This is a genomic window from Paenibacillus dendrobii (assembly GCF_009807035.1).
GTDB classification, from domain to species: Bacteria; Bacillota; Bacilli; order Paenibacillales; family Paenibacillaceae; genus Paenibacillus_AQ; species Paenibacillus_AQ dendrobii.
The window spans coordinates 1,357,835-1,376,366 of the sequence record NZ_WUBI01000001.1; the positions used below are offsets into that span (position 1 = coordinate 1,357,835).

Here is an 18,532-nt window from a genome sequence, read left to right on the forward strand (position 1 = left end):
TCATGAATGTTATTCCCTAATGATCGTGAACGGCACAGCGGTTCGGACCCATCTCCATCTCCCGCCGCTCCTCTTCGTCCGGCTGTATTTTCCCCATATTCGTCTGACGGATTTCTTGATAAGCATGGGGCTGGGGCGGCAGATTTTCGGTCACCGTCCGTCTGAACGTAGTTTCATCCGATATGTTAAGTCCTGGATTGTCAGTGAACAAATCGCCCAGTTTCGCCGATACTTGACCTCTCTTATCCAGCTCGGTCACTTTGCCGAAATGGGCCGGCAGCACAATGAGTCCATCAGGCATTCCGCTGTACAATCCATATAAGGAATGGCGTAGATCACCGACCCAGTCCTCCGCTTTGCCTGCCAGGTCCGGACGCCCGATCGATGCCACGAACAGAATATCTCCCGTGAGCAGGTACTCGCTATCGACCAGGAAAGTCGTGCTGCCTATGGTATGCCCTGGCGTGTAGATCGGATGAATATTCACCTTACCGTCGCCAATTAGAAGATCTTCGTTTTCCACTAGCTCGTGATACGAGAACGTAACCTCCTCTGCATCTTTCGGAGGTAGCCAGTAGGATGCACCCGTTGCTTCAGACAATGCGCGACCGCCGGATATATGATCCGCATGCAGATGGGTATCCAATACATGCTTGATTTGTACACCATGCATTGCGGCAAAATCAATATAGGGCTGAATCATACGGGCGGTATCAATCACGACTGCCTCGCCACCGGACAGAACCATATAGGACAGGCAACCTTTGCCGATTCGAACGAACTGATAAATTTCCCCGCCGCTTTTCAGGTCCCCGACCTTTATAGGCTCCAAATATTCACTCCATTGCTTCATGCCGCCTTCAAGGTAATAGACATGCTCGCGTCCTGCTTCAACGATCTGCTCACCGATGAATTGCGATGAACCTTCTTTGGCACATACGACGAGGAGTCGCTTACTAGCAGGTATGCGCTCGAGGGCAGGATCAACTCCGTCCAAAAGATCAAAATAGGGGATATTGATGATTTCAATGTTCTCGCCTTCGATTTTCCAATCGCTGAATTCAGCTTCGTTCCGAACGTCCAAAATAAACAATTCCTCTTGCCCGGCGACGATCTGAGTCAATGCGTGAGGCGTCATTTTCATCAGCGATAATTGTTTTGTCTCCTCTGACATGATTTCTCCTCCTCCCTGTTCTTAGAACGATAAGGAAATGTTCGCGTCCTTCGCAAAATCGATAAAGGTAGCTGCTCCTCCAACTTCGATGCCATCAATGAAATCTTCTTCTTTCAGGTTCATGACATCCATTGTCATTTGACAAGCGATGATTTTCACGCCAAGTTCCTGCGCCATAGATACGAGTTCAGGAATGGAAGGGACATTCGCTTTTTGGAATCCTTCTGCGAAATGCTCTGCGCCTGCAGGCATAGGGAGCTGTTGATGAGCTTGCTTATGAATCAGATTCAGACCCTCAAAAGTAAAGAAAATACCTACTTCAGCGTCACTTGCCGCTGCTGCCGTTGCGATGTTAAATACCTTGTATGCGTCGAACAATCCACCGTTTGCTGCAATAATTGCTACTTTCGTTGCCATTTTTATTTTCCTCCAATAGGTTTGATTTTGTTTTTCAATTCGAATTCATCCCGTTCTACGATTCCGGTCCATTCAGACATGCCGGGAACGACGTTAATAATATTCTTGAAGCCTTTCTCTGTCAGGAGGTTGGCTGCCATGTTACTGCGGTTACCGGTTCGGCAAATAATATACATCTCATCCTCGGGATTCAGTTCGCCGATCCGCTGCGGCAATTCGCCAAGTGGGATATTTCGGGAACCTCTGACGCGTCCGAAAGCATATTCTGCAGGCTCGCGGACATCCAATATATGAAACTCCCGGCTGCTCTCCAATAAGCCTTCCAGCTCTTCATTCCGAACGGAATGCGGGAACGTGATTTCTTCTTTGACCTCATCCGGTTCTGATTTGCGCACATAATGCCGGTAAACATCGTTTTCTTGCTGTGTACCCAGAAATTGATGTCCCGTAGATTTTGCCCAAGCCTGAATGTCAGCTACGGAACCTTTGTCCGTGGCTTGAAGTTCAAGCACCTGGCCTGCGTTCAAATCATTCATTGCTTTTCTGGTCCGGACAATCGGCATGGGACAAGCGAGCCCTTTTGCATCTACGACATGGTCAACTTTGATATCCACATCTTCACCTTCTTCAATATTTCTTAAAATGACCTATAACAGCTACCTCAATTTTGCAAAAATGGGATATCCCCATCATGATTCATCTCTTATCGTTTTCCCTTGCCAATTCAGCATGCCGCCGGTCATGTTATGGAGCTTAAGATGCCCGTGGGATGCAAGAAATTCACAGGCCTGACGGCTGCGGTTGCCGCTGCGGCAGATCATGACGGTCTCTTGGTTCCGGTCAATCTCATCATGACGTACTTCGAGCTGACTCAGCGGTATCAACCGAACTGCCTTAATATGCCCTTCTCGATATTCGGCCAATTCCCGCACATCGATGAACTGAACATCCTCACGCCCACTCGCAATCAACGCTTCAACTTCGTTTGACGTCATCTCCGACCAAGTCTGATTTTTCATTACGACAACCTCCCTTTTTATACCCTATGGGGTATTTAAAAAGCTATAAAAAATTGTGGGAGGAAATTCGCATTAACAATACCCCCACGGGTATAAATTCTATCTTGTTCTTATTCATGTGTCAAGTCATTTTCATATTGATGATTCAAATCCGATAAGGTTCTTATTGTTTTGGTCTAGTGGAACTCGGGTTTCATAAAAGTTTAGTTTATCTTTTGAATGTTCCCTCGATATAATAGGGTTATTCTAATAACATTTTCTAAGGCGGTGTCTTTGCATGAGTGCTATTGTAAGCAAGCCCTGGGTGTTGGCCCGAATGTATGAACCGGATGTGACGATCGTGGACTGCCGATTCGAGCTGGGCAAGCCGGATTCCGGAAGAGAAGCCTACGAGGTAGAGCATATTCCGGGAGCCGTATTTCTCGATTTGGAAAAAGACCTCTCCTCCCCTGTGCGCGAGCATGGAGGACGTCACCCGCTTCCCGACCCCGAACAACTCAGCCGAACACTGGCTCAAAAAGGGATTAATCCTGAAACACGGATCATTGCTTATGACGATCAAGGCGGAATGTATGCTTCCCGTTTGTGGTGGCTGCTGAATTATCTGGGTCATCATGAGGCATATGTCATGAATGAAGGCTTTGGGGCCTGGAAATCTGCGGGCTATCCGGTTTCGGCCGACCAGCCGATTCGCGTGCCTTCAAGCTACCCTTACACTCTTCATCCGGAGATCTTGGCCAGTATAGAGGATGTGCGGAATGCTGCGGGCAGAGAAGATATCGTCGTGATTGACTCGAGAGATCCGCGCCGATACCAAGGTTTTGAAGAAACATTGGACAAGGTTGCCGGGCATATTCCGGGAGCGAGGAACAAGTTCTGGAAGCTGCTTCTGGATCAGCATGGCAAGTGGATTCCTGCGAACCAACTGCAGGAGCATTATCAGGAATTCCCCACAGATAAAGAGATCATTGTATACTGCGGATCTGGCGTCTCGGCCTGTCCGAATTTCATCGGACTGAAAGAAGCGGGATATGAAAAAGTGAAGCTGTATTCGGGGAGCTGGAGCGATTGGATTTCGTATAGCGAGAATCCGGTTGCAACGGGAGAAGAATAGAAGACAAGAGGCCGCGTCCGACGCGGTCTTTTTCATTTGCGGTATGGCGGTGTATCCTACATCAGAATCTCTCGAAACGCTAGGGAGTCAACGAGGAGTCAACGGCAGTCGTAGCAAGTAGTTACAGAGCATTTTCCGGCAATGTGCAGCTCTTGTTTTTGCAAGCTCCATAGAGAGGGGTATTCTCGGGAAGTTCTACATTGACATTCCTCATCAAAGCATGATAAGTAATGTTCATAGAACACAATCGTATTCTATATGCATTTTTTCAGAAGGGCGGAATGTCTATTGATTGATACCCAGCCTAATCGTAAGCCTTTTATCTCGTAAATACTAAGATAAGGGGTTAACGATACGATGAAAACGACATTTCAACACCAGAAAATTGAACAGCATATACGATCCTTGAAAGATCATGAGAAATATAACGGCAGTGTATTTGTTGCTGCACAAGGAGAAATCCTCCTCGCAAAAGGATATGGCCTCGCAAGCATAGAATGGGGTGCAGCGAATCTACGTGAGACGGTCTACCGCATTGGCTCGATCACGAAGCCGATTACTGCGGCGGCCATTCTAACCCTTGTTCAGCAAGGTAAGCTTCAGATCGCCGATCGTGTAACAACCTATTTGCCGGGATACCCTCAGTGGTTCGGTGTAACGATCGAGCACTTGCTTACCCATCGTTCAGGCGTTCCAAACCTGGTCATGCTTCCGGAGTTCCCGCAGTTCTCCCTGCTGCCGCATACAATAGATGAGCTTATTGTTGCATTCGATGATCTTCCCTTGAATTTTGAGCCTGGGACGCAGTTTGAATATACCAACTCGGGCTACATCTTACTGGGGAAAGTCATTGAGGTCATCAGCGGTATGACGTACGCCGATTATGTGAGACAGCATGTGCTTATTCCCGCGGAAATGAAGAATACACGGCTGGATGATGCCCGCATGATCGTTCCAAACTGTGCAACCGGTTATGAATTGGATCCGGCGGGCAAGATGATGCGGTCAGCCTATATCGACATGTCGAACGCACATGCAGCAGGTGGATTTCTCTCCACGATCGACGATCTCTATCGCTTTGACCGTGCTTTACGCTCCAATCGTTTATTCGATCATCATTTATCTCAAGAAATGTATGCCAACCATTCCCAACCCTACGGATATGGCTGGTTCACCAGCATTCCCCCTATCGTGTTTCATCATGGCGGAATCAACGGTTTCACCTCAACGATGTTTCGCCATCTGAAGCGGGATTTTACTGTCATCGCGCTGAGCAACAGGGTCACGCCGACTACGGCAGCGCTCGGTCAAAAGCTGATGGATATGCTGATTGAATGTTGAAGACCAGAATTTAATGGTTTCACAAAGAGCCGGATTTTCGATAAAAACCGGTTGATCCGTTTGTGGTGCTTGCTGCAAAATACGCTTTTGAACAGCACAAGCAAGCACCTAGAGACCGCGTCGGACGCGGGTTGGAGGGCTGTGACAGGTGGCTTTTTGAGGACCTGTTGCGGCCCTTTTTGCGCTTTTCGTTTAACAGATTGTACAAGAAGTCGATAAAAGTGGTTGCAAACTCTCGGAGGCTTTGCAGAGCTTCTGGGGCAGGCTACACCAATACATAATATTAAATTGAATGAAATTCCCTTCATGCTGCGGAACCATCATTTTTTTTTGCGTTGGGACTATTCGAACATAGACGGCGCGGGACAAAGAGAAGGCATAAAACTGCATATACTGTCCAAAGCATCTGTAACAGACCTATACATTCTTGCTGTCTTATTCCCTATCTCCACATTACTTAACAAGTGTGTGATACATTAAATGCAAATTGATTCATCTTCGAAGGGAAGTGACGCTATTATGCATACGGTAATCGAACCCAAAATCATGTACTTTGGCACCTCTGTCGTGCTTATAAGTACAATCAATGAAGACGGTACGCCCAATTTGGCTCCTATGTCGTCTGCCTGGTGGCTCAATCAATCATGTATGCTCGGGCTCAGCAGTAAGTCGCAGACCGTTCAGAATTTGATCCGTGAACACGAGTGTGTACTTAATCTTCCGTCTATTGACTTGATTCCCGCAATAGATCAGCTGACTCTGTTAACAGGCCGCAATCCGGTGCCAGAATCCAAAGCCATGAGGGGCTTCCGTCCCAACTTGTTCGAGCACCGCGTGTCAAAGAATGCCCCGTCCATCTGGAAGCCAAGCTTGTGAAGCTGCATCCATTCGAAGAACCAAGTTCCCTTGTCGCCATTGAAGTACACATCGAGAAAGTTCATATCCAAGATGATCTTCTTATGGATACAAACTCCAACTATATTGATCCTTCGAAATGGAATCCGATGATTATGAATTTCTGCGAATATTTCGGCCTCGGCGAGCAGCTGTCAGCATCCAAATTAGCGCCGGTATTCGGACCGAAATCTGTGAAATAGACTAGTCAGATAAGGTGTTTGCAACCAAGAAATCGAAGCAAGATATATAGGTAACCATACATTGCGACGGAACATCTATGAGTGATTCATGCTGCGTCTAGATGCTTCTCCTTTGCTTCGAAATAGCGGAATCATGACCAGTAACCCGGCAAAAAAGCAGCACCCGGCGATTCCGTACACAGCGGGAAGGGAAAGCGTATTTTTTAACGCACCTGCAACACTCATCATAAGAAGCATTGATCCCGTCATAAGCGGGGTACGGATTCCCATCACCCGCCCGATAAAATTTTGATCGACATGCTGCATGACCAAGGCGCTGTTACCGATAAAAATGGCTGGCTGTAAAAGAGCAATGATGAATTGGGCCATCATTGTAAGCCATATCTCGGTAGACATCCCTGCTAAGATGATCCCGGAACCATCGACAAGCAATCCGATCATGAGGAAACGTTGCGGGGTGATCTTCGCCGCAAAGGCAAAAGTGACGATTCCTCCAACAATTTCACCTAACCCATACGGTATACTGATCCATTGCAGAGCCTCTGCAGGCAAATCTAGCTGCTCGGTAACAAGGAAGACTCCCAACGGAGATATGATCCCGACTCCAAGTCCAACCAATGTGAAACATAATGTAAGCTGCAAGATATACTTATTTGCAAAAACATAACGAATGCCGTCCATCATTTCGTGAAGTAGCGGAGATTTATCGGTCTCTCGGTTTTGGGATGGATATGGATCGGACGGTACGAATACCAGAGCAATGGCGGAAAGTAGAAAACAAGCGCCGGTCATAAATATGGAGACTTCAATTCCGAATTGCTGATACACCGACGTTCCGAGAATCGGACCAAGCACCATAAAGACCGAAGTGATGGTTTGCAGTAAAGATATACAAGATTGGGCATTTTCATCACTCACATGATTCTTTAATAGCTTCATGCCGGAAGGCTGGGCAAACTGTGATAATATGGAGGAGCATAGGGTTGCGAAAAATATGACCTGCCACGTTCCGGTTTCTAATACAGCAAAGACCAAGATTACGGATAATGAACTTAATACCTCGCACCACACCATCGTTTTTTTGGGACGCCAACGATCCGCGAATACCCCGCCAATGAAAGCAAAAATGAATATTGGCACATATTCCGCAACAGAAATCATTGAGACGGCAAATGAGTCTCCTCCTGTTGCCTCCATCACATACAAGAGAACAGCAAAGTTACGAATCCAAATGCCCGCCTGAGAAAACAGTGTGGAAATCATAACCGATCGAACAAAACTATTTCGAAGCAGTTGAACGGATCCTGACATTCGTTTTTCCTCCCTTTTCATGATTCGAATGTCATCATAAAGCCTGCTGTAAGAGGAGAGTCAATAACCTTTTCAGAAAAAAAGTTCGACTGACTCCCTTTTAGGGAGACTTTAAGATACTTCATCATGATCACAAAATCGGACATTTCTTGCCCAGCAGAGTAAGCGAAGCCGGATACCGTTTGTATCGTTGGCGAAGCAGAATCTCAATATTTAAGTCCGTACATATAAAAAAAATAGACCGCGACTTACGCGATCCCTTCTCAATACCTTCCCACCCACCAAATCGAATACGGCTGCTACTGCGCCGTCCATCCCCCATCAACCAGCATCAAAGTACCGGTGACAAGATCAGATGCCGGCGAAGCCAGGTAAATGACGGCTCCTGCCACGTCTTCAATCGTGCCGATCCTTCCTGCCGGAATTCGGGCTAATACTTCGTCTCTGAAATCAGGTGTATCCAATCGCTCAGCCGTGCCTGGCGTATAGATGAACGTTGGACCTACGGCATTAATGCAGACTCCCCGGCTGGACCATTCCAGCGCAAGCACCTTCGTTAACTGATTCACGCCGCCTTTGGAAGCACAATAGGCAACCCCATCCGGTATTCCTACAATGCTTACCTGCGAACTGACATTGATGATCTTGCCGCTACCCTGTTTCAGCATGATGCGACCGGCAGCCTGGCAGCAGAAAAATACGCCCTTCAAATTGACATCCATCATGGCATCCCAATATTCTTCCGTCACATCTTCTGCGGGCATTCCTTCGCCTAGACCTGCGTTGTTTACAACGATATCCAATCTTCCAAAATCCTTGGCAACCTGCTCGAATACATTCCGGATCTGCTCCACATCCCGAACATCCAGCTCATAGGCCTTCGCTTGGCCGCCTGCTTGAGAAATCTCATCTACCAATTGGTCTAGTGAATCCCTGCTTCGTGCCATAACAGCTACAATCGCTCCAGCTGCTGCCAGCGACTTGGCTAATCCATAACCTATGCCTTTGCTGGCCCCTGTTACAATGGCTACTTTGTCCTGGATGCTAAAATTTGGCTGCATTCATATACCTCCATCCTATAATTCTCTCAGCGCATACATAAACATAAATTCATTAAAACATGACTCTACCGCAGAGGCAATCATTTCCAGACAACCTCTCAAAGCACACAAAAAAAAGCAGAACTCTTTTTACGAACCCTTGCATCACAAATCAATAACCCACTTCGCCTCCGCTTCCCCTTGTTCCATAGCTGCTCCAATGACGGCTACTTTTCCATTCAATCTACCCATCTAGACCACCAGTGGTAACTTATTCCTGTATAGTACGTCTAAATAATAAGGGTAATGTCTAAACATACATCATTTTGCTTAGAGAAAGGGTGACATCTTCTATGAAGAAAATAACTGCGGTTTCCTTATCCGTAGCGCTTTTCGCTTCGTTAACATCTGTTTTTATCACTTCTGGGCCTACTCCAGCAAGCGCTTCGTCAACCAAAGAATGGGTGAAAATCTCCGAACAAGTCACTTATTACGGTGAAGTCAAAGACGGGATACCTAACGGACGCGGGACGATCCAGTGGGGGGACAACAAACAATATTCGGGCGATTTCGTGGCGGGGAAACGCGAGGGATCGGGAAAATATATGAACGAATATGTTTCAGAAGGAGAAAAGCATAAAGTGGTATATTCCGGTACGTGGAAACAGGACGTTATGGACGGAAAAGGAACTCTAACCCACAAAGTAACCCAGGAAGACGGCGCCGTTCGCTGGAATGAGATTCAAACCGGCGCTTTCAAAAATGGCTCCATTCAAACCGGTTATGACGTGATTCATGCTTTGGCCGATCCAGATTTCAGCTTTAATTACAAAAGCCCGCAAGAAACGCTGGCCGTCCTGGGCAGCAATATTAACTTAAAACAATCGTTGAAAAATGGTACCCTGTTCAGCGTAGATTATCGCAAAGGTTCCATCGCTAAAAGCTACTCCATCTTCCCGGCCGATACCCAGGCCAAGCAGCGCATCAATGATGCAGCGCTAAAATACTTGCAAAGCATTCAAAGTCGATTAAATCCCCACTTCGACGAGTTTGAAAAGCTATCCAAGCAGGTACCGCTGAAATAAACCTCTATGTCTTTTGAAAATAAAGCCGGACTCCATGTGGAGTCCGGCTTCTTCTTAGCCTCCTGTATAGCGTTACAAAAAAGGACCGAAATAGTACTCCAGCATATCCCGCGAGTATCCGTCTTCTCCACGCCAAGTCGCCATGGACATAAAATCAGTTCCCCTGCCTCGTTCTTTGCGGTAATCATCCTTGGATTCCAGCAAACCGGCATATCCCCAAATCTCCAGCACGGAGTCACGTTCATGTTGATTCGAAGGCAGTACCTGTTTCCAGCGCTTCTCCAACTGACGTGCGGCATCCTTGTCTCCGCAATCTTCGATCGCCTGGATCATTTGTCGCAAAATCTCGATATCTTCGATCTGCACCGTCAGTTCCTCTTCTTGTCGGAGGCATTCCAAATCCATGAGGCAGTAAACGAGCCAGTTTAAACGTACCCCTCCCCATTTTATCCGTTCAAAATTAAGCACGTTCAAATCTTCATTCATATATTGCTCGTTCGACATGATCCGTTTCTCATTGCAGTACCCGCAAGCACTATAACCCGCCTGCTCCGCCGGCTGCTGGTTATACGTATGTAGAGGGAGGGCTTGTGTAAGAGCCCAGCTCGATAATGCGCTTCGCAAATAGACTTTCCGGGTTGAAAGACTGTGCAGAAACGCGGTAACTACCCTTTCTTTAGTCATCACGTTCGCATGAAGTTCATGCAGCTTACGTATACATTCGTCATGCGTCATCGTCAGCGGATCGAACATGAGCCCTTTGCTTTTGGCGTACTGAAAATCTTCATGGGAACAGGAAAATCCCCCGCTCCTCCAAACACCTGATTTCCAGTGTGTATCCAGCAGTATTTTTTTCGCTTTCGTGTCCATCATAATCCCCGCTTCATTGTTGAAGTAATCGTTATCTTAATAATCTTAACCTCGATTTTCTTAACCCCAGTTCTATTTATATAAACCACCCAAAGTCGGATTCCTTTCTCCGTTCGGCTAACTCTGCTGGTATGTGGTTGCCGTCATCCGATCCTCTGTACAAATAAACATATAATATATGCCTTCTCCATACGCTTCCAGGTCCGACCCATCCAGCTGTCCGATAAAATGCATGCTCTGTCCGCAGCGCGGACAATCCGGGTACTGGGCATCCTGAACCCAGCTGGGATGTCCCCCCAATTGAGAGCTCTGTTGGGACATTTCCCAGATGGACGCATAATACGCGGAACGAGATTCGAAAGAACATGTCAGCTGAGGCTCGGCTGGCAAAAACCCTTCACTGTATTCCTCGGGCATCACGTCTCCCAGATATTCGGGAATAACGTTGACACCGCTCCAGTACGCTTGTCCCCAGGCATCATATTCCATGTAAATAACGCCGTAACATCCACAGTTCATGCAGGTATTTACCTGCAGCCGTTCAGAAGTCAAGTCCAAATAGGCCAACGCCGGATGATGGGTATCCGCATCCATTAACGTGGTCAACGGGCCGCAGCACCAGGGACAAGACGCCTCATTTTTCCGTACAAAGAATATTGAACCTTCTCCACTCAATGGCATTCCTCTAAAACTTGTAACCGCAAAACTCCGGTCATGGACCAAATCCCTGCGGTTCCCGGTTAATGTCAGCTCCCAGCCCGCTTCACGGGCATAATATTCAGGGGAAACATACATCTGCTCCGCCCAGTCCGGTTTATTGTCGCTCCATTCCCGAAACTTGCGCATGATCGGTTCATCCCCGATCCACGCCAACGCGAGCAGCATGAGATTCCGGTTCTCTTCGTCCCATTCCACCTGTTCCAGTATCCGGTTCCGGACTTCAGGTGAAGCATCCTTGTATAAAACACCGGGATCGTACATTTCCTTTTCCATCAGCTGAGGGAGGCAATCCGCAATATTGACATTGCGATAGCACACCAACGAGGCCAAGATATCACGGCATAACTCTTCATCTTCATTATTCGCTTCCAACAGGTGCAGTGCATATTCTTGCATTTGGACCATTTCCTCTGCGGACAGCGAGGCATACAACTGCTCTTTGCTTAAGGGATAAGGAACATATTGAATCAACGGATCGTAGGTTATGCGCGAATGCATGATTTTAAGAATTTCTACCGGATTCGTCACGTTTTCATACAGATTCACCGTTCTACGGTGCTTTTCGATATAAGCCTGCCGTTTCTGCCTCTCTTGCTCCTGATGGCAAGGCATGCATATACCGCCTGTTTTGGCTGCCGTTGCCGGTAGTATCGTGGCCGCGCAATTTTCGTTTTTGCATGGAATACGTTGTGTCATGTGCAATCTCCTTCATCACCTGGTTGTAACGTTAATGCCGTCTTCCAGCTTCTTATCGAATCCAGTCCAACATTTGCTCCAACTTGTCTTTCAGGGGAAAGGCCGCTTTTTTGGCCAGATTCATCAGCTTGCTGCGACTCCCGAACAGCATGTACAATACATGTTCCCGCTCGTGCATTTCCTTGTCGGCAAGTTCGGACAGCACCACCTCCGCCAGTTCAGGACGGTCGATCGAAACGGATTTCAGCGGTTTGGCCGATTCGCTGCTCCCAAGCAATATAGAGACCAGCATCCCCATGCTTTTCGGCGTAAGCCCATGGGCATCGATGTAAGCTTCGGCAAATGAATCCTGCAGGGACTGATGTTCCGTATCGACCAGCTTCATATACCTGAGCACTAACGAATCAAATGCATCCGTATATAATCCGAGTCCGAATATCGCATAGGTTCCCGGCATGACGGATTTCTCTCCAGGCTCCACATCCCCGTACCAGGCAAACGGCTCCATAGCCAGTTCCGCATACTGCGCAATTCTAGGATACAGTGCAGGGTAGCCTAAAGCATTCCCGAAAAATTGATGCAGATGCGATTTGGCCATTTTCTTGACCGGAAGGTATTGTTTGGCCTTGCTCTTCAGCGTAAGCTTGTAGCCTTTCGGAAATCCTTGCTTTAACAGGTCCGTAATATATTGCAAAGCTTCACCGTAGGCTGCTTCCTCTTCGGAAAGAATGCGTATATCAATTGTCTGCAAAATATCGTTGGCATTCCCCTGAAACAGCTGACTCGCGCGCGCACTCTCAAAACGCCCGCTTCCCTGTTTCAGGTAGGCTGCGGCATTTTCCGAACCAAGCTGTACGGCAAGTTCAAGATACTGCTGTCTGGTCTTCGGCTCCGTCGCGCCGATGCGCAGAGCCGCATAGATAAAGAATTCCAGCGCGTCCGAATCCAGTTCCTCCCTCTCGTCAGCCCCCTTCAACGCCCACTCCAATCCGTAATTTCCGCTCTGAACAAAATAGCGGTTCAAAAACCGCTCCTCTGCCCAGCCTTTGAATGCCGAGGTATATTCGGCTGCCCATCCTTCCGCACGATTACGGTTGGAGCGAAGCTTATCGCGAAGACGCTGAATCAGCGGATCCACGCATTCCTGTTTCTGCTCGAACAAATCGGGATTCATCAGATTCCTTGCGAAGAAGAACTCATCGTTTTTATCCGGAAGAACGGGAAGGTCGGGCATGATTTTGACTTGAATAAACGAATCCATTCGCTCCTTCAAAGCCTGCCGTTTATCCTCGTTTATCAGGATCATCGAATGGTGCAATACGGAATCGTCGCGGTCGTATTCCAGGACCAGTTCGAATCGATAATCAAAGAATACGGGCGAATACGATCCTGCCAAGAACATATTTTCCACTCGTTCGAGCAGAGCAGGGAAAAATTCGCGAATCCAAATCTCTTCCGTCATTTGTTCGATATAAGGTCCGGCCTCCGACTTGTAGGAACTGTCGCTCCAATCGAACGGTTCATCCACATCGATGTAAATGTGGCCGTATCCATCGTTGCGCTCCGGCCTTCTCCATGCGACCCGCAGGTAGTCCCTGATCCCCGCCTGCAGCATACTGCGCTTTGGCAATTCACTGATACGTTTGTTTTCTTTATCATAAATATCCGTAATTTGAATCCATACGTGTTGCAAAAAAGCTTTAGCCGCCTCATTCATGAAAGAGTCCCCCCTTAATAACTACGCATGTATTCGTCCACCTTTATCCGATGGTTTCGACTACGTTTCCTTCCTGATCTTTAATATGGGTTGGTACGATGTGGATCGAGATGCCTTTTAATTCAGGCAGTTCAAACGAACCCTCCTTCGGCAGAAGTCGCCGGCTGATTTCGGCTGCCGTCGCATCATTCAGGATCAAGCGGACTTCATCCCCTTCTGCCGCGCATTCCGCAATGCCGCCCGGCTCGAAACTAACGCTGATCCCTGGACCCACCAAGCGAAGACTTTTCCCTTTCAAAATGCGTCCCAGCAGCAGCTTGCCGATAATTCCGGCTTGTTTCGCCCCGAGACGAAGGACGGCAGGAGACTTGCTGAACAAGCTTTTTTTGCCCGGCGCCCAAGCCAATTGGTCGACGTACAAAAAGCCCGTGCTCGAGCCTTCTTCCTCCATTCCTTTCTCGACAGCTCCCGATACGTCTGGGTTACGGAGAAGCGACCCGCGCGTTAAATCCGTTATGTAATGCGGTATATGGTTCAGACCCGCCTTCAGCAGGCCTAGCGTATTCCAGGTTTGCATCGCTTCAAGCTCATCCCCTGTGATGCCGACCATCTGCAAAAACACCATACGGCCATTCGGTGTATCCATGGCTGGAAGTTCAGGGTCACAAACGAAAGCCAGCGCCGTAAGCTGCGTATCTGAGCCTAGGCAAATGGGACCGTTCGCATCCAAATAATCGCCTGATCGGAACACATTGCCGCTGTTAAACACGTAACGCCCCATATTCTGGAGCAAATTCAGCGCCCACGCCGGCGGTTCTTCCTCATCCGGGCTGCGGACCAGGCGGAGCGTTAATTCGAACCCATATCCGCTTTCCTCGGCAAGATCCGATTCTTTATCATACAACTCCGTAAAACCATAGGTTACGAAATGCCAATGCGGCACGGGCGTCTCACTCTTGTATGCGCTGATTCCATCCAAAGGGTCTTGTCCGCCCAGAGCGTAAGACAGAAGCGTTCCATAATGCTTCGGTTCCTGATCACCATAAATTTTCGCTAATTGCTGACCGATGGCATCCCAACCGGACGTGTTGATTTCTTCACTCAATTGAGCATTCTCCCTTCAAGGATTCTTATATGAATATCCAAGTTACTCTCATTCTACTGCTATACTACATTGCGGAATCTTCCTATTAATGTGCTTTTTTACGCAATAAATATATTATACCATTCTATTAATGGTAAATAATAGAAAAGGCATTTTATCCTTTGCTATTATACAAATAAATAATTCGGAGTTTTATACCCATGTATGTCAAAATCTTAATCCACTCATAGGAGGAAAACATGAATAAAATTGCATTATTAATGATTTTAATCATTGTCTCTCTAATCCTTGGCTGCTCATCGAAACCGAATGATTGGAATCAGGCAACAAAAGAAGTGGAGAAATATAAGTTCGGAATCATTCCTAGAGTAACAGGATTTGAAGTAAAAGAGATCGATCTCTTATCAGATCCAATGGGACAGGAACGGGACTCCATCATTTATACTTTTACAGATCAGAAAGGAATGCTTGTTAAAACTCCTGAAGGTAGCAAGGATACGGCCACATTGTACGGACCATATACAGGAACAGACGTTTTTAGGATCACAGTAAGCAATGTAGATGTCTCCTACGAAGATGAAATGGACGAACAACTGATCAATGGAATCGAAATGCACTATAAAACGATAAATGATCGGATTCTTATTTCTGCCAAATCCAAAGATATCATTTATACGTATGAAGCGAAAGTGACAGACGAACACAGCGAGCATAAACATCTCGAGCTGCTGGAGGAAGCCATAAGCTGCTCCAATCCTTAGCCCCGGATATGTTAATCATATCGTTTGAAATGCAAGCCTCGGCCATTGAATCGGGAATAAATACCAATTTATATATTGACACCCGATATATCGTCAGTTATTATATCGATATACGATATATCGTTCGTCAAGATAGTTGAATGGAGGAAACCGGTTGGATAAGCTAAGTGAGATGCTGCCGCTGACAGAGGCTTTCTATTACATCCTGATTGCGTTATACCGCAACCCTTCGCATGGATACGGGATGATGCAAGATACCGAAAGAATAAGCAACGGCCGCGTGAAAATCGGAGCGGGCACCTTATATACCGCGCTCAATACGTTACAGAACAAAGGTCTGATTGATCATAGCCCCATGCCTGAAGGCGCGGATAGCCGGCGCAAGATGTACGAGATTACGGAAGACGGAAAAATGGTTTTAGCCGCGGAAATGGCCCGCCTTGAGGAACTCTTGCAGGCCGGACGGCTCGTTATGATGAGCGAAAAGGAGTGAGTCCATTGAGTGAGAATTTGAAGAAAAAGCATCGTCTGACATGGGCCTGGAATTATGAGAAAGAGGAACAATGGATTAATGAATTATCGGAGCAAGGGCTTCATTTGAAGAAACCGGGACTTTTCACAAGCCTATTCTCTTATGACCCATCGGTTCGATATACGTACGGCATGGATTATCAGCCGGAACTGCGTACAAGCAGCAAGTTGCAGGACTACTTCGACTTGTATCAGGATGCAGGCTGGGAGCATATCACCTCCTATAAGGGCGTATGGCATTATTTTCGCAGAGAATGGAATCCGGGAGAACGCCCTCGGCTGTATACAGATCGTGAATCTCTCGTCGTGCAATATAAGAAACTACAACGAGTGATAGGCTTATTGCTGCTTTTAAATCTGGTGATTTTTTCAGTCAATATGGCTAATTTGTTTTCCAGATTCAGCAGCAGCTTATGGGGAATCATCCTTCCCGTCATGGCAATTTACATCATTCTCTTTGGTCTGCTTGGATATGGCTACGTCAAAATGGGCAATAAAATAAAAAAACAAGCAAACTAATATGTTGATGGCACAGAACGCTCCTCCTTTTCGAAACGTAGAAATCCGTATGAATCTCCGTAATTCGCAGCCTTTCTTTTCCTTCCGGTCTGTGCGAATATGTAGTGAAAAATGGATAATCTAAAAATCTTAAGGAGGATCATTCTATGCGGCTAAATGGACTGGCGGCGGCCTGTGTGCTGCTTCTCGGTTTAACGGCAGCGGGGTGCGCAAACGAAAAACCTGCTCAAGCTCCAGCCGAGGTGTCTGCTGTAAACGAAAATGTTAATGATGCATCGGTCAACTCAAGTGTTGAACCTGTTCATGCAGAAGTCCTATCCACCCATCCCAATTTGCAGAAAGTAACTTTCCTCAGCGCATCCTTAAGCAAAGAAATGAAGTTCAATATCTATTTGCCAGATGAATATGACACCTCCAAAAAATACCCGGTTCTGTATCTTATCCACGGTTACGGCAGCAATGAGAACATGTGGATGCCGGATCTCGGGATGGAGCATGCCGCCAGTCAGCTGCTGTCCGAAGGCAAAATCAATCCACTAATCATCGTGTCTCCTCAAATCGGCAACAGCTACGGCTTTAATTCCGAGTCCGAAGGCAACTACAGCGACTACCTTATCAAAGACCTCATTCCTTATGTAGATGAGCATTTCAGCACGGAATCCTCCAAAAAAGGCAGAATGATCGGAGGATTATCCATGGGTGGTTGGGCCGCACTTTACAATGCGTTCCAGCAACCGGATCTATTCAGCAAGGTTGGCGGACATAGTCCGGCACTATGGATGGATGACTGGGGCAATACAGGGGACCTGAAACAATGGCTTTATCCTTCCGATTCCATCCGCAAGGGACGCGATCCATTGATGCTCGCAGACGAGGTTAATCTGGAAGGGGTATCCGTTTATTTGGATTGCGGAAATCAAGACAGCTATAAATTCTATCAGGGTACGAAGGCCCTCTATAAGAAACTTCATTCGAGCGGCGTCACATCAGAGTATCATCATTCGGAAGGCGGGCATGACGGGGAGTATTGGAAAAATCACGTGAGGGATTATCTGCTTTTTTATGCAGGAAAATAGTGAAAGCCATAGCATGCCCATACGAGGACGCTAATATCGTCTTTCGTATGGGCGAATGCTATGGCTATTTTATGGTTGCGCTTGAGTATGGTTTATCCGTGTATTTTTTTATTTCAAAATGTTCTTAAACGCTTCGGTTTGCTGTTTGATGCCGACCTCGGTGGCAAAGCGCTCGATACTGGAAGCTCCGAAGAATCCTTCGACGCCTTTGGTTTTGGACAGTACATATTCCGCATCGGCAGGTTCGGCAATCGGGCCGCCATGGCACAAAATCATGATATCCGGATTCACGGCTTTGCCCGCATCGCAAATCGCCTGGATTTTTTCGACGCAATCATCCAGCGTGAGCGCAGTTTTGGCTCCAATCGTCCCTTTGGTTGTTAAGCCCATATGTGCGACAAGCACGTCGGCACCGGCTTCAGCCATCTTTTTCGCTTGATCCACATCAAATACGTAAGGTGTCGTGATCAAATCCAACTCATGCGCTTTTCGGATCATGTCTACTTCCAGATCGTATCCCATTCCCGTTTCTTCAAGATTCGCGCGGAACACGCCGTCGATCAGGCCAACCGTCGGGAAATTCTGAACCCCTGCAAAACCTTGATCTTTAATCTGCTTCAAGAAAATGTCCATGATCCGGAACGGATCTGTGCCGCACACGCCTGCCAATACAGGAGTCTCTTTCACTACAGGCAGCACCTCGTTCCCCATGTCCACGACGATTTGGTTGGCATCTCCGTAAGCCATCAGTCCGGCAAGCGAACCCCGTCCAGCCATCCGGTAACGTCCCGAGTTATAAATAATGATCAGGTCAACGCCGCCTGCTTCCGCGCTCTTGGCGGATATTCCGGTGCCTGCTCCTGCTCCCAACAGGACGTTACCTGCGGCTACCTCTGCTTTTAATTTCTCCAGAATTTCAGTTCTTGTTTTCATCGTATG

Annotated in this window: 18 protein-coding genes and 1 pseudogene; 8 read left to right on the forward strand and 11 right to left on the reverse strand. The window is 47.3% G+C overall.

The genetic code is table 11. The features are described 5' to 3' along the window. Positions 1 to 16 precede the first annotated feature (16 nt). The 4 genes from GRF59_RS05740 to GRF59_RS05755 form a co-directional block, all read right to left on the reverse strand. The gene (locus GRF59_RS05740; protein ID WP_423802949.1) at positions 17 to 1,144 is read right to left on the reverse strand and encodes an MBL fold metallo-hydrolase; all 1,128 of its coding nucleotides are present in this window, start codon (positions 1,142 to 1,144) and stop codon (positions 17 to 19) included. Between the two features lie 51 nt (positions 1,145 to 1,195). Continuing rightward, positions 1,196 to 1,591, reverse strand: a complete 396-nt coding sequence (locus GRF59_RS05745) for a DsrE/DsrF/DrsH-like family protein (RefSeq protein ID WP_160496665.1) — start codon at positions 1,589 to 1,591, stop codon at positions 1,196 to 1,198. A 2-nt stretch (positions 1,592 to 1,593) separates the two neighbouring features. Continuing rightward, complete coding sequence (locus tag GRF59_RS05750; RefSeq protein WP_160496666.1) at positions 1,594 to 2,205, reverse strand: sulfurtransferase TusA family protein; 612 nt, start codon at positions 2,203 to 2,205, stop codon at positions 1,594 to 1,596. Between the two features lie 75 nt (positions 2,206 to 2,280). Continuing rightward, entirely contained in the window at positions 2,281 to 2,610 is a 330-nt protein-coding gene (locus GRF59_RS05755) for a rhodanese-like domain-containing protein (protein ID WP_237391644.1), read from the reverse strand. A 277-nt stretch (positions 2,611 to 2,887) separates the two neighbouring features. Here GRF59_RS05755 and GRF59_RS05760 point away from each other — a divergent pair, with 277 nt between their 5' ends. From GRF59_RS05760 to GRF59_RS05770, 3 genes and pseudogenes are all read left to right on the forward strand, one after another. Beyond that, complete coding sequence (locus GRF59_RS05760; RefSeq protein ID WP_160496667.1) at positions 2,888 to 3,724, forward strand: sulfurtransferase; 837 nt, start codon at positions 2,888 to 2,890, stop codon at positions 3,722 to 3,724. A gap of 357 nt (positions 3,725 to 4,081) precedes the next feature. Further along, entirely contained in the window at positions 4,082 to 5,065 is a 984-nt protein-coding gene (locus GRF59_RS05765; RefSeq protein WP_160496668.1) for a serine hydrolase domain-containing protein, read from the forward strand. 519 nt (positions 5,066 to 5,584) lie between these two features. After that, positions 5,585 to 6,162, forward strand: a pseudogene (locus GRF59_RS05770) (flavin reductase family protein). Between the two features lie 75 nt (positions 6,163 to 6,237). On the opposite strand, the gene GRF59_RS05775 reads toward GRF59_RS05770, so the two are convergent. Both GRF59_RS05775 and GRF59_RS05780 read right to left on the reverse strand, forming a co-directional pair. Continuing rightward, positions 6,238 to 7,494, reverse strand: a complete 1,257-nt coding sequence (locus GRF59_RS05775) for an MFS transporter (protein WP_237391645.1) — start codon at positions 7,492 to 7,494, stop codon at positions 6,238 to 6,240. Between the two features lie 278 nt (positions 7,495 to 7,772). Then, positions 7,773 to 8,534, reverse strand: a complete 762-nt coding sequence (locus tag GRF59_RS05780) for an SDR family NAD(P)-dependent oxidoreductase (protein WP_160496669.1) — start codon at positions 8,532 to 8,534, stop codon at positions 7,773 to 7,775. A gap of 332 nt (positions 8,535 to 8,866) precedes the next feature. Between GRF59_RS05780 and GRF59_RS05785 the strand changes: the two genes are divergently transcribed. After that, complete coding sequence (locus GRF59_RS05785; RefSeq protein ID WP_160496670.1) at positions 8,867 to 9,598, forward strand: MORN repeat-containing protein; 732 nt, start codon at positions 8,867 to 8,869, stop codon at positions 9,596 to 9,598. Between the two features lie 72 nt (positions 9,599 to 9,670). Here GRF59_RS05785 and GRF59_RS05790 read toward each other — a convergent pair whose 3' ends face one another. The 4 genes from GRF59_RS05790 to GRF59_RS05805 form a co-directional block, all read right to left on the reverse strand. Continuing rightward, entirely contained in the window at positions 9,671 to 10,468 is a 798-nt protein-coding gene (locus GRF59_RS05790; protein WP_160496671.1) for a hypothetical protein, read from the reverse strand. Between the two features lie 117 nt (positions 10,469 to 10,585). Beyond that, positions 10,586 to 11,884 (reverse strand): DUF1963 domain-containing protein, encoded by a 1,299-nt coding sequence (locus tag GRF59_RS05795; protein WP_160496672.1) that lies wholly within the window; start codon positions 11,882 to 11,884, stop codon positions 10,586 to 10,588. Between the two features lie 52 nt (positions 11,885 to 11,936). After that, a complete protein-coding gene (locus GRF59_RS05800; protein ID WP_160496673.1) occupies positions 11,937 to 13,601 on the reverse strand; it encodes a DUF6138 family protein in 1,665 nt (554 codons plus the stop codon). A gap of 43 nt (positions 13,602 to 13,644) precedes the next feature. Further along, positions 13,645 to 14,706 (reverse strand): suppressor of fused domain protein, encoded by a 1,062-nt coding sequence (locus GRF59_RS05805; protein ID WP_160496674.1) that lies wholly within the window; start codon positions 14,704 to 14,706, stop codon positions 13,645 to 13,647. 239 nt (positions 14,707 to 14,945) lie between these two features. On the opposite strand from GRF59_RS05805, the gene GRF59_RS05810 reads away from it, so the two are divergent. The 4 genes from GRF59_RS05810 (at position 14,946) to GRF59_RS05825 (ending at position 17,593) form a co-directional block, all read left to right on the forward strand. Next, on the forward strand, positions 14,946 to 15,467 hold the full coding sequence (locus GRF59_RS05810; RefSeq protein WP_160496675.1) for a hypothetical protein: 522 nt from the start codon (positions 14,946 to 14,948) through the stop codon (positions 15,465 to 15,467). A gap of 154 nt (positions 15,468 to 15,621) precedes the next feature. Continuing rightward, positions 15,622 to 15,960 (forward strand): PadR family transcriptional regulator, encoded by a 339-nt coding sequence (locus GRF59_RS05815; protein WP_237391646.1) that lies wholly within the window; start codon positions 15,622 to 15,624, stop codon positions 15,958 to 15,960. A gap of 5 nt (positions 15,961 to 15,965) precedes the next feature. Continuing rightward, a complete protein-coding gene (locus GRF59_RS05820; RefSeq protein WP_160496676.1) occupies positions 15,966 to 16,517 on the forward strand; it encodes a DUF2812 domain-containing protein in 552 nt (183 codons plus the stop codon). 146 nt (positions 16,518 to 16,663) lie between these two features. Beyond that, positions 16,664 to 17,593 (forward strand): alpha/beta hydrolase, encoded by a 930-nt coding sequence (locus tag GRF59_RS05825; RefSeq protein ID WP_160496677.1) that lies wholly within the window; start codon positions 16,664 to 16,666, stop codon positions 17,591 to 17,593. Positions 17,594 to 17,701: 108 nt separating this feature from the next. Here the strand turns inward: GRF59_RS05825 and GRF59_RS05830 are convergent, their stop codons facing one another. Beyond that, positions 17,702 to 18,526: a phosphoenolpyruvate hydrolase family protein gene (locus tag GRF59_RS05830; protein ID WP_160496678.1), complete on the reverse strand. Its 825-nt coding sequence runs from the start codon at positions 18,524 to 18,526 to the stop codon at positions 17,702 to 17,704. Between the last annotated feature and the right edge of the window lie 6 nt (positions 18,527 to 18,532).